This is a genomic window from Desulfonatronum sp. SC1 (genome assembly GCF_003046795.1).
GTDB lineage: Bacteria > Desulfobacterota > Desulfovibrionia > Desulfovibrionales > Desulfonatronaceae > Desulfonatronum.
In genome coordinates this window covers 81,422-95,286 of record NZ_PZKN01000007.1, presented here as the reverse complement: position 1 = coordinate 95,286, position 13,865 = coordinate 81,422, and the positions used below count along the sequence as shown (strand labels likewise).

Here is a 13,865-nt window from a genome sequence, read left to right as displayed (position 1 = left end):
CGGTCAATGCGCCCCGCTGTAAATCAGCGGCTTGTAGTTGATTACCTGGACCCGCTCGTCTTCATGGCACGGACGGCAGACGTCGAGAGTCAGATTGCCGACGATGTCGTCCCGATGGCCTGTCCTGGCATGCACGGAGCCCGGACCGTGACAGCTTTCACACCCCACATGGGCCATCTCCGGGGTTTCCTCGAAGCTTCGAAATCCTCCCGGCTGGCCATACCCGGTAGTATGACACTCGTAACATTCACGAAGCTCCTCCGGTGTCAGCTTGGGCGCCATCAGCCGGACACTGTGGTCGGATTTGGCTTTGTTGGCGTGTGCCGTAAACCGTTCATACTCATCCGGATGACAGTACGAGCACTCCTTGGATCCTACGAAGTTTGCGCCCGTCGGCCCCTGCGCGCCAATCACCAGCGGCAGAAGAAACACCAGGGCGAACCATAGGATCAAGATGGTCCCGAACGTTACCTTTTTCATCATCGCCTCCAGTTTAGGTCCAACATACAAAAAAGTATCACAAAAATGAAAAGCATTAGAATATACAAGACTTTCTTGCTCCGCTTTCTAGTCAAGGCTTGTGAAAAAAGCAACGTATATAGAAATTACCGAGCTATCATCCAAGGGACCAGAAAATCACCAACCTTTCCGGTCGCATCCAGGTGTCGGATCAAAGCACTGCCCATGACCACCCCGTCCACCACGGTTTCCACGCCTTGGAGTTGGGCCGGGGAATGCAGACCAAAGCCCAGGGCCAGGGGGATGGAAAAAGATTGCCTGGCCTGGATCAGGGCGTTCCGGAGTTCTTCCGGCAACGCATCCCGGACTCCCGTGGTACCCATGACCGAGACAAAATAGACGAAGCCCGCGGCTTTATCTGCATGCATCCGGAGCCGCTCCATGGAGCTGTTCAGGCCGACCAGCGGGATCAGGGCGATGCCCTGCTCCTGAAGGACATTTCGAATCTCGTCGCTCTCTTCCAGGGGCAGATCGGCGATGATCAGCCCGTTCACTCCGGCCTGGGCCGCGTCCAGGGCCAGCTTGGGAATACCGTACTGCAGAAAAGGGTTCATATAGCCCATCAACACGATCCCAGCCTGGATGGCCGAGCGCCTCTGGGTCAGCTCTTCCAGAATCCATCCCAAGGTTACGCCTTGTTCCAAACAACACAACGCCGCCTGCTCCACCACCGGTCCGTCGGCCACGGGATCGGAAAAAGGCACGCCGACCTCGATGATGTCCGCGCCCGCGGCGTCCAGATCCTCGATGTGCTTCCAAAAAGCATCCTTGGTCGGATATCCTGCGGGCAGGTAGGGCATAACGGCCTTGCGCCCCTGGGCCATGGCTTGATTAATCTTATCGGTCAAATGACTTGTGGACATTAGGGTTCTCCGAATAGTTTAGTAAAAGTGAGAATTCAGAAGTCAGAGGTCGAAGTATACTGTTGACATGGACATTCACCCCGGCTTCAACCTTCAACCATCAGGTCTCAGCCCTCAGCCCTCTCTTTTCACCAACGCCTGCCGCACGATCTCCAAGTCCTTATCCCCCCGACCCGAAAGACAGACGATCACGTCGACGGTGACCGGCAGGGTTCCGGACAGGCCAAGGACATAGGCCAGGGCATGGGAGCTTTCCAGGGCCGGGAGGATGCCTTCGGCCCGGGCCAGGCGCATGAATCCGGCCAGGGCCTGATCGTCGGTGACGCAGACGTATTCGGCCCGGCCCAGGGCCTGGAGATGGGCGTGTTCCGGGCCCACGCCGGGGTAGTCCAAACCCGGGGCCAGGGAGTGGGAAGGCAGGATCTGGCCCTCGATGGTCTGCAAGAGCTTGGTCATGGTTCCGTGCAGAACTCCGGGAGTCCCGGTGCTTAGCGTGGCGGAATGACAGCAGCCCGGAGAACCGTCCCCGGCGGCTTCCACGCCGATCAGAGCCACTTGCTCATGGGGCACGAAGGCATGGAACATGCCGATGGCGTTGGACCCGCCGCCCACACAGGCCACGACCCGGTCCGGCAGCTTTCCGGTGCGCTCCTGGAACTGGGCCAAGGCTTCCCGGCCGATCACGGCCTGCAGTTCGCGCACCAGCAGAGGAAAAGGATGCGGTCCCACGGCCGAGCCCAGGCAGTAGTGGGTGGCGGCCTGCTCGGCGATCCAGTGGCGCATGGCCGCGTTGATGGCGTCCTTGAGGGTCCGGCTGCCGGACTCCACGGGCCGGACCGTCGCGCCCAGCAGTTCCATGCGTTGGACGTTGTGCGCCTGACGGACCACGTCCTCCGCGCCCATGTACACGATGCACTCCAGGCCCAGCAGGGCCGCGGCCGTGGCCGTGGCCACGCCGTGCTGCCCGGCCCCGGTTTCGGCCACCAGCTTGGTCTTGCCCATATGCTTGGCCAGCAGGGCCTGGCCCACGGTGTTGTTGATCTTGTGCGCCCCGGTATGCGCCAGGTCCTCGCGTTTCAGCCAGACGCCGAAACCGACCTCCCGCGAGAGGTTCGCGCAGTGGTACAAGGCCGTGGGTCGGCCCACGAAATGGGTTAGCAGCTCGGTCAACTCGCGCTGAAACGCCTCTCCGGCCATGATCCGCTCCATGGCCTCCTCAAGTTCCAACAGCGGGGGCATGAGCAGTTCCGGGGCAAAGCGCCCGCCGAAATCGCCGAAATATCCTTTTTTCATGTGATGTTCCTCTTATTGGGGTTCATGGTGGACAGTTAGCGAACCGCCATCCATTTTGATTTTTTCCAGCACAGTCCGCAGCAGCACGGGACTCTTCCTTCCCGGAGCCTCTTCCACCCCGGAATTCAGATCCACGCCCCACGGACGGCACCGAAGCACGGCCTCCTGGATATTGTCCGGGCCCAGGCCCCCGGCCAGGAGCCACGGACGGGGGAAAGTCAGACCGGCCATGGCCGCGAAATTCAGACTGACGCCGTGGCCTCCCACCGCGGTTCCGGCGTCCAGGAGCACGGCCCGGCACGAGGTCGCGAACGTGGCCATATCCCGCTCCAGATCCGCGAGATCAGCGTACCGAAGTGGCCAGAATACCTTGACCACCCGCTCCGGCCCGACGTGTTCGCAGAAACGCCGGTCCTGGCCGCCGTGAAGCTGGGCCAAGTCCAGCTCGGCCCGGTCCATGATCTCCCGAACCTCTTCCGCGGACTGAAGCACGAAGACCCCGACCCGCGCGGCCCGGCCTCGGGGAAGGGCCGCGACATGCTCCGGACTCACGTTTCTGGGGCTTGGCGGATAGAAGATGAAGCCGGTCCAGTCCACACCCAGTACCTCGCACAGCCTCACGTCCTCGGGTCGGCGCAGGCCGCAGACCTTGACCAGGGGGTCGGCGTCCCTCCGGTCACTTTGGCGGACTTCCTCATGCATACGATTGTACCTCTCGCATGGTTCGCAACAGGTCCGCCAGGGCCTGCCCCGGATCAGGCTCTTGCATCAGCCGGGAGCCGATGAGCAGGCCGTGAAATCCGGCGTCGCGCATCCGGGCCATGTCCTGGGCCGAGTTCATCCCGCTGGCGCTGATCCAGACCTCGCCCTCGGCTTTGTGCCGGATCAGATCCTCGGAAATGCGCAGGTCCGTGGTCAGTCGATCCAGGTCCCGGTTGTTGACCTGGATCAGCGTCGAGTTCGCCGCTTTGGCCTTGTCCAAGTCCGCCTCGTCAAAAACCTCCACCACGGCTTCCAGGCCGAACGTCCGACATTCTGTCAACATGGTTTCCAACTCCGACTGGCTGAGCATCCGGGCGATGAGCAGCAGGGCCGAGGCCGGGGTGGCGGCGGTTTGGCGAACCTGCAAGGGGTGGAGCAGGAAATCCTTGCGCAGCAGGGGCAGGCCGGAAACGGCCATGACCGGGAGATACTCCAGGCTACCCTGGAAATAGGTCTCCTCGGTGAGCACGGACAAGACCGCTGCCCCGGCCCGGGCATACCCGGCGGCGGCCCGGTCCGGAGGCCAGTTCGCGTTGATCACTCCCCGACTGGGCGAGGCTCGTTTGTACTCCGCGATCACCGCGCCCGGTCCCCGCTCCAGCAAGGCTTTGGCCAGGGACGGACGAGGAGTGATAGACGGCTCGGGCAGGCGGCCCGCGGATTCCAGGGAGATCAGCTCCCGGATTTCAACCTGCTTGGCCTGGCGAAAGCGCTCAAGCATGGAGCTACCCATGGAGTCCCCCATGGAGTACCCGGCCGCTCACGCCCCGCTTCATCGCGGCCCGGGCCAAATCCGCGCATTCCACCAGGGTCTTGCCCTCTTCCAGCAGAAAAAGGCAGGCCGCCAGATTCAGGGCCGCCATCTGGACCATGGCCTTTGGGCCGTCGCCGCCAAGAATTTCCCGCAGCACGCCCACGGCATGGTCCTTGTCCCGGACCGCCACGTCCTCCGGCGCATGACGGTCAAAGCCCAGCCGTTCCGGATTGATGGCCGTCTTTTCCATGATCCCGTCCTTGACCAGATAGCAGCGGGCCGGGCCAAAGGTGGTCAGCTCGTCGAACCCTCCGGCCCCGTGGACCACCAGGGCTCGCTCCACCCCGGTGAGCAGCAGGGCCTCGCCCATGGTGAACAGGGCCTCCGGATCGCCCACGCCGATGAGCTGATGGGTGGGCCGGGCCGGGTTGAGCAGCGGTCCCATCAGATTGAACAAGGTTCGGATGCCCAGATCCCGGCGCACGGGCATGATGTGCCTGAAGGCCGGGTGGTAGGCCGGAGCGAAGAGGAAGACGAACTTGCCGACGGCCAGCCGTCCGGCCACGTCCTCGGGGTTCGTCTCCAGGGGCACGCCCAGGGCTTCCAGCACGTCCGCGCTGCCGCAGGAGGAGGACACGGCTCGATTGCCGTGCTTGACCACCTGATAGCCCAGTTCGGCCAGAAACAGAGCCACGGCCGTGGAGCAGTTGAAGCTGTGGGCATTGTCACCCCCGGTGCCGCAGGTGTCGATCCGCGGCCCGGAAAGTCCGGGAATCTGACGGGCATGGGCCAGCCCGGCCCGCACCCCGGCGGCCAAATCCGTGGAGTCCTCGCCCTTGGCCCGCAAGCCCATCAGAAAGGCCCCGGCCTGGGCCTGGCTCAACTCGCCCAGAAGCAGGGCGTTGAACATCTGGTCCGCCTGCACGTCGGTCAGCGGCTGCCTGCGGGCCAGTTGTTCAAGGATGTCGCTGATACGCGTGGTCATTGGCTCTTACCTCCGGGTTCAGCGGTTAAGGCGTGCATCTTCAGAAAATTCTCCAAAAGCTTTGGGCCCTCCGGGGTCAGAATGGACTCCGGATGAAACTGCACCCCGGCCCAGGGCCGGTCCGTGTAGCGCAGCCCCATGACCTCGTCTTCGCCATCGCCATCGCCCTTACCATCTTCCGTCCAGGCCGTGCGCTCCAGCAGCTTCGGCGCTTCCTCCACCCGGACCAGCAGGGAATGGTAGCGCCCGCACTCCATGGGCTGGGGCAGCCCGGCGAACAAGCCTTCGCCAGTATGCCGAACCGGAGAGGTCTTGCCGTGCATGATCCGCTCACCCACCACCACCGAGGCCCCTGCATGATGTCCCAAAATCTGATGTCCCAGACAAATGCCCAACACTGGCACGGTAGTGGGCAGCAGCTCCAGGAATTCCAGGCAAAGCCCCGCCTGTTCGGGTCGGCTCGGCCCCGGAGAAATGACCACGGCCTCCAACTCCGGACTGCTCGCCAAGCCCAGCAACTCCGGCTGGTCGTTGCGGACCACATGGGGGAAACGGCCCAGAACCTGAAAGGCCTGGACCAGATTGAAGGTGAACGAGTCGTAGTTATCGATAAGTAAAAACATCACTTCCTCCCTGGCGGCTGAAGGCTTCAAAAAGCACTCGGGCCTTGTTGTGACATTCCTGCCATTCCTTGTGTGGATCAGAGTCGTGAACGATCCCGGCCCCGGCCTGGAAATGGACCTGGCCGTCTCGCACCCAGAGGCTGCGGATGGTGATCCCCGTATCCAGATTGACCGCATCCCGGTCCGGACCCTCCGCCGGGTTCAGGCCCAGCCAGCCCACGGCCCCGGCATAGGGCCCGCGCGGCAGCCCCTCCTCTTCGGCGATGATCTCCATGGCCCGGATCTTGGGCGCGCCGCTGACCGTCCCGGCAGGGAAGGTGGCCTGAAGCACGTCCAGGGCGTCCTTGCCCTGAGCCAGTTGGGCCTGGACATAGGAGGTCATGTGCATCACGTGGGAGAAGCGCTCCACCTGCATGTACTTTTCCACCGTGACGCTGCCCGGCGCGGCGATCCGGCCTAAATCGTTGCGGCCCAGATCCACGAGCATCACATGTTCGGCCCGTTCCTTGGGATCGGCCAACAACTCCTCGGCCAGCTCCCGGTCCTGGGTTTCGGTCTCGCCCCGTAACCGGGTTCCGGCGATGGGTCGGGACTGAAGCAGACCGCCCTGGCAGCGGACCAGCAACTCCGGGGAGGAACCCAGCAGGGTCAGCCGGGGCAGGCGCATGAAGAACATGTACGGCGAGGGGTTGATCTGGCGCAAGCGACGGTAAAGGACAAATGGCTCGCCGGAAAAGGGGGCCTCAAACCGGGTGGACATCACGGTCTGGATCACCTCGCCGGTGCGGATCAGCTCCTTGGTCCGCCGGACCCGCTCCATGAACTCCTCGGCCTCGGGGATGTGCCGCACTTGGCCCATCACCGGCGGCTCGTCCGGAGCGCTCTGCTGCAGCTCGTCCACTCCGGACCGGTCCGGGTCCAGGCTGAGCACGCAGCAGCGATGATGCAGATGGTCGAACAGAGCCACCCGCCCGGGTAGAACCAGACAGGCATCGGCCTGGCTCGGAGGAAGCTGCTCAGCCAACTTGGGCTCGAACAGCCCGGCCATTGCGTAGCCGAAGTAGCCGTAAAGCCCTCGGGCCAGGGCCGGCAACCCGGCGAACTCGTCCTGGGGCGTGATCCGCACGGTGGACAGGATTTCACGCAACGCCGGAATGAACTCCTCTCCGTCGAGCTTTTCCAGACTTTTCAGGCGGGCATCCTGGGCCTGGACGTCCATCCGCCCGTCCCGGCAACTCAGCCGCAGCCGGAAGTCCCAGGCGATCAGACTATAGCGGCCCAGCCGCCCGTCCACCTCCGCGCTCTCCAGCAAAATCCCCTGCCGCTTCCCCACCAGCCCAAGAAACAGGCTGATGGGCGTCTGCACGTCCGCTGCCAGCCACTGGCCGGTCTGGGACAAGTCGATTGACATGATGGCTCCTTTGGTTGTTTTTGGTTCACTGTTCACTGTTCACTGTTCACTGTTCACTGTTCATTGCTCATTGTTCACTGTTCACTGTTCAGTGTTCAGTGGTTCACGGTTTAGCAATTCCTCCCCAACCGTTGAACCGCTGAACCGTGAACCGCTGAACCCCCAACAAAAAAACCGCCCTCCCTGGGGGAGAAGCGGCTTTCTTATCTTCGGCACACTCTGGATGCACCTGGACTCACGGGCCGGTCTCCCCCCCTTGCTTCGAGCTTCGCCACCACCAGCCTGCCCGCTGGGCCAGGACGTCCACGTCCCCGCCAGCGGCGAGGTTGAGGTGGGAGCGGAACAGCCGGACCGCGTCCTGGCTGTAGGGGTTGGCCTCGAACAAATCCGCGAACAGGGCTGCGTCCTCGGTGAGCATCTTGCGGGCCGCTTCCAGGCGGCGGCGGAAGGACGGGGTCAGGAAGTCGCGGATTTCCTCGTCCCCGGCCAGAGCGGCCAGATAGGCGCAGGTGGTCACGAAGTTCAGCCCCTGGACCGAGGCCATGGCCCGGTCGTGGATTTCCGCGGTGGTCAGGAAAGGGATGAAGCCCAGTTGCTCCATGAGTACGGACACGGCCCTGGCCGCGGACTCGTCCCGGCCGGGGGTCACGGCTACCCGAGGATCGTCGCCGGGCTCCTGGCCGAACAAGGGATGCGTGCCCACCACTGGGCCTGGATGATGGCGGAGCATCAGGGCCAAAGGCTGGACCTTCACGGAGCAGACGTCCATCACGATGGTCTCCGGAGAGCAGTACGAACAACACGTACTCAGAACTTCCTCCATGGCCGGGGCCGGAACCGCCAGGAGCAGCAGGTCCTGGTCGGGCAGCACCTCGGCCAACCGGGCTTGCTCCAAGGGCTGATCCAGCCCGATCACCGCGATCCCGGCGGCGCCCAGGCGGGAGACGAACAGACCGCCCATCCGTCCACGAGAACCGATCACGCAGCACCGGGAAATCGTCCCGGCCTGATTTTGCGTGCCCGTCGTGCTCACGCCGCTGCCCGTCCCGCGCCGGCAAGGCCGGCTTTCAGCTCATCCCACCGCGTCCAGAACTCCGGAAAGGACTTGGCCACGCAGCCGGGTTGATCCAGGTCCACGCCGACGCCGCCCAGTTCCAGCAGGGACAGACTCATGGCCAGGCGATGGTCCGCGTAGGTCTTGAAGGCAAGGCGTTTGCCAACGGGAAGCGGAGCCGGTTCGATCCGCAGCCCGTCCTCCAAGGCGGTGGTCCCGGCTCCGATTCGGGCCAGCTCCGTGACCACCGCGTCCAGGCGGTCGCTTTCCTTGATCCGCAAATGGGCCACGTTGCGAATCGTGGTCGCCCCCTTGGCCTGGGCCGCCACCGCGCCCACCGTGGGCACCAGGTCCGGGCAGGCGCCCATGTCCAGGTCCACGCCGCGCAGCTCGCCGCCGACCACGGTCACTTGATCTTGATCCCAAGACACCACGGCCCCCATCCGGGCCAGGATGTCCACGATGGCCCGGTCGCCCTGAAGAGACTCGGGATTCAGGCCGCGCAGCCCCACCGGAACGGCGCTCAGGGCCCCGGCGGCCAGGAAATAGGAGGCGTTGCTCCAGTCCCCCTCCACGGCCATGTCCCTGGCCTGGTACGCGCCGGGCTGCACCCGGATGCGCAACCGGCCCGGAGCAATCTCGCCGGGCTCGCGCCAGTCCACGTCCATCCAGCGTTCATGGTGCAGGGTCTGCACCTGGAAGCGAACGCCGAATCGTTCCATGATGTCCAGGGTCAAACCGACATACGGCCAGGAAACCACCTTGCTCCCGCCCACCAAAATGGTCATGACCGCACGGGCCAAGGGCGCCGCCAGGAGCAGACCGGAAAGGTACTGGCTGGATTCGTCCAGGTCGATGGTCACCTCGCCTCCGGGCAGTCCGGTGGCATGCAGGAGCAAAGGTGGGCAGCCCGGCTGCTCCTGATATTCCACCTCGATCCCCTGGGAAATCAAAGCCGTGACCAGGCTGGCTATGGGCCGACTGTGCATCTTTCCCCGGCCCTGGATCCGAAATGACCCATGCCCGGCGGCCAGTACCGCGGTCAGCAACCGACAGGTGGTCCCGGACTCGCCCACGTCCATGACCAGCGGCTCCTGGTCGTCCTGGCGCTGTCGGCCCAGCGGGCCGCGCGGCATGCCCGAAACCGCGTACTTGCCGGGGTCGCCGCGCTCAATCAGGGCCGAGGCCCGGGCCAAAATATCCCGGGTCCGCTCCAGATCCTCGCTTTCCAGAACATTGCTCAAATGGGACTGACCAGGGGCCAAAGCCGCGGCGATCAGGGCACGGTGGGAGAGGGACTTGGAGGCCGGGGCCTGGAGGATGACGGGGGTCGGCATAGATTGTTCCTGAAAAAGATTGAGAAGTGAAAAGCTCACCCTTCACTGACGTCCAGATACGGCCCGGACGGGTAGCTGCCGAGGATGCGCAGGGTGTGGCAGTTGTCGCGCAGGTCGGCCAGGACCTGTTGATATTCCTGGCGACTGACGTCGCATTCCAGATCCACGAAAAAGACGTACTTCCATTTTTCGCCGCGAAAGGGCCGGGATTCAAGCTTTTTCATGTTGATGCCTTCCCGGGCCAGCAGGTTCAGGACCGCGGCCAGGGCGCCGGGTTTGTCCGGCAGGGTGAACAGGATGGACGTCTTGTCTTGGTTTCCGGCGCCGGCGGGAAGGGAGCCGATGACCAAAAAACGGGTCCAGTTGTCAGGCTGGTCCTCGATCCGCCGGGCCAAGGCGGTCAGGCCGAGCATCCGGCCCATGCGGACGTGGCCGATGGCCGCGCTGTTCGGCTCCTCCAACACCCGGCGACCGGCGGCGGCCGTGCTTTCTGCGGGCACGATCCGGGCCGTGGGCAGGTGGGAACGCAGCCAGGTCGAGCACTGCTCCAGGGCCTGGGGATGGGAGTAAACCGTGTTCACGTCGGCCAGTTGGCTGGCCGTGGAGAGCAGGGCGTGGCTGATCTTGCAATAGATTTCCGCCTGGACGTGGACCTCGAATTGCAGGAACAGGTCCAGGCTCTGGCCCACGGTGCCTTGCAGGGAATTTTCCAGGGGAATCACCCCCAGCTCGGCCTCACGGGCCACCACGGCCTGAAAAACCTCGTGCAGGGTCGGTTTGGGCTGGAATTCCGCGCTGTGACCCAGGTATTCCACCCCGGCGAAGTAGGAAAAGGTGCCTTCCGGGCCGAGATAGACGATGGTCTGAGGCCGCTGCAGCCGCCGGGAAGAAGAGAGAATTTCCCGGTAGATGTTGCGCAGATGCTCTTCCGGGAGCGGGCCGGGGTTGGCCGCGGCCAGGCTGGTCAGCAGTTCCTTTTCCCGGAACGGTTTGAAAATGATGTCCCGTGAATCGCGCTTGATCCGCCCCACTTCCAGGCTCAGTGCGGCCCGGCGGTTGAGGGTGGTCAGCAGTTCCTGGTCAATGGCGTCGATGCCGTGACGCAGCTCGGCCATGCGGGCCTGGGCCTCGGGCGACAGTTCGGACGGGTCGGAATGGTTCGGGCTCATGCTTCGCTGATCTCCTCGCTGATGGCCATGCCGAAATGGCGCCCGGCGGTGTCCAGCCGGCAAAGCACTTCATCGCCCGGAACCAGGGCCACCACGCTCACCGGGGTCCCATCGGGACGGACCAGGCGGATGGTCTCCGCGTTCTGCAGAAAGATTGTGCCGGCTTTGTCCCCGCAGGTCGCGGAAATCAGGATCAAGGGCCGGATTTCCACCTTGGAGCGGCCCACCACGGCCAATGATGTCCGGCCCTCGGCGTCGACGATCAGCACTTCCCGTCCGGAGGCGACTTCACCCAGATAGGCGGTCCGGTTCCGCGGCAGAAGGGTGTAGGCATGCACGGCGCCGGCGTTGATCCGGAAGGGCCGGGCCGCGACATACGCATTTTCCTCGGTCTCGGCATGCACCAGAAAGGTAAAGGCGCTGGAATTGCCCACCAGCATGCCCTGGCCGGTGCGCAGCAGGGAACAGGTGTCCACGCAGACCCGATGCCCCAGCCCCACGGGGGTGATGGCGTCAATCCGGGCCGTGCTCAGCTCCAGGCGGCCCTCGGAGAGCTTCAGGGCGGCCACGATGGCCTTCAGGTCATGTATGGCCTCGGGCACGACCACCACGAAATCCACTCCCCGCTCCAGAATGCCGGCGGCCAGTCGAGCCTGATCCAGGGAGGCCACCTCCACGCCCAGGCCTTCGCCCTGGGCCAGGATGTTCTCCACGGGAATGATCTCCCAGCCCAGACGCAGCAGCACCTTGCCCTGGGAGCGCAGGCAACGCGTCGCGGCTTCCTCGTCGGCCTTGCTCTCCAGCCGGATCGCGTCCACCTCGTCCTCGGCGAAAACCACCACCCGCCCCAGGGCCTTGACCTCATCAACCTTGTCCGCCGGGGCGATCAGAGCGTCCACGCCGGATTCCAGGGCCAGAGTCACGGCGGTCTTGTCAAAGGGTACGGCCTTGAACCAAACTTGGATCATGATGCTCTCCTACTGTAACAGTTCCATGGCCTGGGCCACTTCCCAATCGTCATGGACGATGCCGTGCAGGGCCTGGACCAGCCGGGCCGGCTGGGCGGCCTGAAAGATATTCCGGCCGATGGACAAGCCCGCGCCGCCGGCTTGCAAACTGTCGTAGACCATGCGCACCAGGTCCTCGCTGCTGTCCAGCTTCGGCCCGCCGGCGATCACCACCGGCACGCAGCAGCCGTCCACCACCTTGCGGAAGGACTCCACGCTGCCGGTGTACGGCACCTTGACCACGTCCGCGCCCAATTCCACGCCCACCCTGGCGCACTGGGCCACCACATCCGGGTCGTATTCGTTGCCGACTTTCGGCCCCCGGGCGTAGACCATGGCAAGCACCGGCATGCCCCAATCCATGGCCTTGGTGGTCACCTGGCCCATCTGCTCCAGCATGTCGCGCTCGGTTTCATCGCCCAGATTGACGTGCAGGCTGACCGCGTCCGCGCCCAGCTTGATGGCATCCTCCACCGTGCCCACAAGGGTCTTGGCGTTGGGAAAGGGCGACAGGGATGTGCTGGCCGAGAGGTGGACGATCAACCCGATGTCCGCCCCCTTGCCCCGGTGGGAGCAGCGCACCAGCCCCTTGTGCAGGATGATGGCGTTGGCTCCGCCCTCGGCCACCCCGTTGATGGCGTCGCGCATGTCCACCAGCCCGTCGATGGGCCCCACGCTGACCCCATGATCCATGGGTACGACGATGGTCCGGCCCGTGTTGCGGTTAAAAATCCGTTCCAGACGGACGGCTTTGCCCAAGTGCATGTTCTGCATGATCGTTCCCCTCCCCCGGCAATGTCGCCTGGTGTTGTCCCTGGGGGTCGCTTCCGCCGATTCAGCCATAAAAAAAGGGCCGCCGGCGGTTTGCCTGCGGCCCTTTGAGAGCGGTTTTGATAGAGTTTCCTGCTATTTCGGATACACCGCTTCCCTCTGACCACAGGCCAAACCACGCCAAAAATAAAAAAAACCAAAATAAAAGTTCGTGGTGAGGAAGGTGGTGGAGGAATGCATGGAGAAGGTCAATAATGAAAACCGCTGGAATGTGTCAAGCGTTTTTGCATGTTTTTTTCAAATTCCAATGCCTACCCAAGTGCCGGACGCTTCGCGGACGACAAGGGCAAAGACAAAAAAAGCCCCCGTTTCCGGGGGCTAACATATGCGGGAATGGCGGAGAGGGAGAGATTCGAACTCTCGGTACGGGGTTAGCGTACACACGATTTCCAATCGTGCTCCTTCGGCCAGCTCGGACACCTCTCCTGCTTGAAAAAAGGAATACCTAAAGAATTGTTCGGAACTTGGCAAGTGCTTTTTTCATCCTTTCTTCGTCATATGTCGAGACGCCGCCATGTACCCGTCGTTACGCTTTCCCCCTTACTTTTTCCGCCGCTCTTTTGCTTTTCGCTGCTCCGGCTCCGGCTTCTTCGGCTGCGTACCGCAGCCCCTGGCCGGACCTCAGCCGGAGAAGCCGCCGCCTTTGCGCATGATAAACGCGAAGACGACCACGACCAGGATGATGAATAACGAGGACAGAATGGTTTCCATGACGCCTCCTTGTCTTTTCCGATCAGGTTCAAGGGAGTTGAGACTGTCTGGAGCATTCCAGGTAGTCGTTGAGGATGACGACGGCGGCCTGCTGGTCGAGCACGGCCTTGATCTTTCGGCCGCGACGGCTCCCCTCGCGCAGGTTGCGCTCGGCCTCCAGCGAGCTGAAGGCTTCGTCCTGAAACACCACCGGGACGTCCGTCCGGCGGCGCAGGCTCTGGGCGAAGTTCCGGACCTGACGGGTGGTTTCCGTCTCCTGGCCGTTCAGGGCTCGGGGCAGACCGAGGACGATGGTCTGGATTCCTTCCCTGGCCACGATGGCCAGCAGGCCGGAGAAAAGCCGCTCCCTGGTGGTCCGCTCCAGGGTCGCGTACGGGTAGGCCAGAAGCCCCAGGCCGTCGCTCAGGGCCAAGCCCACCCTTTTTATTCCATAGTCGATGCCCAGAACGCGCATTGGAAATCCATTGCGACTCACAGTGATGACAATGTCCGATTACATGGGCTGTTCAAAAAACCCGATGGCAAGGAGCAAAAAAAGTTCAAGGC

Annotated in this window: 14 protein-coding genes and 1 tRNA gene; all 15 read right to left on the bottom strand. The window is 63.5% G+C overall.

Annotation, left to right across the window (positions count from 1 at the left end; translation table 11 throughout):
* Positions 1 to 3: 3 nt before the first annotated feature.
* The 15 genes from C6366_RS05615 to ruvX all read right to left on the bottom strand — a co-directional run bounded on the left by C6366_RS05615 (position 4) and on the right by ruvX (position 13,773).
* The gene (locus tag C6366_RS05615) at positions 4 to 480 is read right to left on the bottom strand and encodes a cytochrome c family protein (RefSeq protein ID WP_107736360.1); all 477 of its coding nucleotides are present in this window, start codon (positions 478 to 480) and stop codon (positions 4 to 6) included.
* Between the two features lie 125 nt (positions 481 to 605).
* Positions 606 to 1,382: a tryptophan synthase subunit alpha gene (gene trpA / locus C6366_RS05610; RefSeq protein WP_031386417.1), complete on the bottom strand. Its 777-nt coding sequence runs from the start codon at positions 1,380 to 1,382 to the stop codon at positions 606 to 608.
* Positions 1,383 to 1,496: 114 nt separating this feature from the next.
* A complete protein-coding gene (gene trpB, locus C6366_RS05605; RefSeq protein ID WP_107736359.1) occupies positions 1,497 to 2,675 on the bottom strand; it encodes a tryptophan synthase subunit beta in 1,179 nt (392 codons plus the stop codon).
* Positions 2,676 to 2,687: 12 nt separating this feature from the next.
* A complete protein-coding gene (locus tag C6366_RS05600) occupies positions 2,688 to 3,377 on the bottom strand; it encodes a phosphoribosylanthranilate isomerase (RefSeq protein ID WP_199221437.1) in 690 nt (229 codons plus the stop codon).
* A complete protein-coding gene (locus C6366_RS05595) occupies positions 3,370 to 4,170 on the bottom strand; it encodes an indole-3-glycerol-phosphate synthase (RefSeq protein ID WP_306460423.1) in 801 nt (266 codons plus the stop codon). Before C6366_RS05595 ends, C6366_RS05600 begins: the two co-directional genes overlap by 8 nt.
* Positions 4,163 to 5,176 carry an anthranilate phosphoribosyltransferase gene (gene trpD, locus C6366_RS05590; protein WP_107736358.1) on the bottom strand — a complete coding sequence of 338 codons (1,014 nt, stop codon included), beginning with the start codon at positions 5,174 to 5,176 and terminating at the stop codon, positions 4,163 to 4,165. Before trpD ends, C6366_RS05595 begins: the two co-directional genes overlap by 8 nt.
* Entirely contained in the window at positions 5,173 to 5,799 is a 627-nt protein-coding gene (locus C6366_RS05585; RefSeq protein WP_107736357.1) for an aminodeoxychorismate/anthranilate synthase component II, read from the bottom strand. Before C6366_RS05585 ends, trpD begins: the two co-directional genes overlap by 4 nt.
* Positions 5,780 to 7,210, bottom strand: a complete 1,431-nt coding sequence (locus C6366_RS05580) for an anthranilate synthase component I family protein (RefSeq protein WP_233248402.1) — start codon at positions 7,208 to 7,210, stop codon at positions 5,780 to 5,782. Before C6366_RS05580 ends, C6366_RS05585 begins: the two co-directional genes overlap by 20 nt.
* Before the next feature lie 235 nt (positions 7,211 to 7,445).
* The gene (locus tag C6366_RS05575; RefSeq protein WP_306460422.1) at positions 7,446 to 8,243 is read right to left on the bottom strand and encodes a prephenate dehydrogenase/arogenate dehydrogenase family protein; all 798 of its coding nucleotides are present in this window, start codon (positions 8,241 to 8,243) and stop codon (positions 7,446 to 7,448) included.
* Entirely contained in the window at positions 8,240 to 9,601 is a 1,362-nt protein-coding gene (gene aroA, locus C6366_RS05570; RefSeq protein WP_107736355.1) for a 3-phosphoshikimate 1-carboxyvinyltransferase, read from the bottom strand. The genes C6366_RS05575 and aroA overlap by 4 nt, the downstream gene beginning before the upstream one ends.
* Before the next feature lie 35 nt (positions 9,602 to 9,636).
* A complete protein-coding gene (gene pheA, locus C6366_RS05565) occupies positions 9,637 to 10,770 on the bottom strand; it encodes a prephenate dehydratase (protein WP_107736354.1) in 1,134 nt (377 codons plus the stop codon).
* Positions 10,767 to 11,738 (bottom strand): 3-dehydroquinate synthase II family protein, encoded by a 972-nt coding sequence (locus C6366_RS05560; protein ID WP_107736353.1) that lies wholly within the window; start codon positions 11,736 to 11,738, stop codon positions 10,767 to 10,769. Before C6366_RS05560 ends, pheA begins: the two co-directional genes overlap by 4 nt.
* Positions 11,739 to 11,747: 9 nt before the next feature.
* Positions 11,748 to 12,542, bottom strand: coding sequence for a 2-amino-3,7-dideoxy-D-threo-hept-6-ulosonate synthase (locus tag C6366_RS05555; protein ID WP_107736404.1), 795 nt, complete (start codon positions 12,540 to 12,542; stop codon positions 11,748 to 11,750).
* Positions 12,543 to 12,942: 400 nt separating this feature from the next.
* A tRNA-Ser gene (locus C6366_RS05550) sits at positions 12,943 to 13,034 on the bottom strand.
* 313 nt (positions 13,035 to 13,347) lie between these two features.
* Positions 13,348 to 13,773, bottom strand: a complete 426-nt coding sequence (gene ruvX / locus C6366_RS05545) for a Holliday junction resolvase RuvX (RefSeq protein ID WP_107736352.1) — start codon at positions 13,771 to 13,773, stop codon at positions 13,348 to 13,350.
* Positions 13,774 to 13,865 lie beyond the last annotated feature (92 nt).

What these genes read in the sequence shown, in the direction of transcription:
- C6366_RS05615 (WP_107736360.1), bottom strand. Translation starts at nt 480, where the DNA reads ATGAAAAAGGTAACGTTCGGGACCATCTTGATCCTATGGTTCGCCCTG.
- trpA (WP_031386417.1), bottom strand. Translation starts at nt 1,382, where the DNA reads ATGTCCACAAGTCATTTGACCGATAAGATTAATCAAGCCATGGCCCAG.
- trpB (WP_107736359.1), bottom strand. Translation starts at nt 2,675, where the DNA reads ATGAAAAAAGGATATTTCGGCGATTTCGGCGGGCGCTTTGCCCCGGAA.
- C6366_RS05600 (WP_199221437.1), bottom strand. Translation starts at nt 3,377, where the DNA reads ATGCATGAGGAAGTCCGCCAAAGTGACCGGAGGGACGCCGACCCCCTG.
- C6366_RS05595 (WP_306460423.1), bottom strand. Translation starts at nt 4,170, where the DNA reads ATGGGTAGCTCCATGCTTGAGCGCTTTCGCCAGGCCAAGCAGGTTGAA.
- trpD (WP_107736358.1), bottom strand. Translation starts at nt 5,176, where the DNA reads ATGACCACGCGTATCAGCGACATCCTTGAACAACTGGCCCGCAGGCAG.
- C6366_RS05585 (WP_107736357.1), bottom strand. Translation starts at nt 5,799, where the DNA reads ATGTTTTTACTTATCGATAACTACGACTCGTTCACCTTCAATCTGGTC.
- C6366_RS05580 (WP_233248402.1), bottom strand. Translation starts at nt 7,210, where the DNA reads ATGTCAATCGACTTGTCCCAGACCGGCCAGTGGCTGGCAGCGGACGTG.
- aroA (WP_107736355.1), bottom strand. Translation starts at nt 9,601, where the DNA reads ATGCCGACCCCCGTCATCCTCCAGGCCCCGGCCTCCAAGTCCCTCTCC.
- pheA (WP_107736354.1), bottom strand. Translation starts at nt 10,770, where the DNA reads ATGAGCCCGAACCATTCCGACCCGTCCGAACTGTCGCCCGAGGCCCAG.
- C6366_RS05560 (WP_107736353.1), bottom strand. Translation starts at nt 11,738, where the DNA reads ATGATCCAAGTTTGGTTCAAGGCCGTACCCTTTGACAAGACCGCCGTG.
- C6366_RS05555 (WP_107736404.1), bottom strand. Translation starts at nt 12,542, where the DNA reads ATGCACTTGGGCAAAGCCGTCCGTCTGGAACGGATTTTTAACCGCAAC.
- ruvX (WP_107736352.1), bottom strand. Translation starts at nt 13,773, where the DNA reads ATGCGCGTTCTGGGCATCGACTATGGAATAAAAAGGGTGGGCTTGGCC.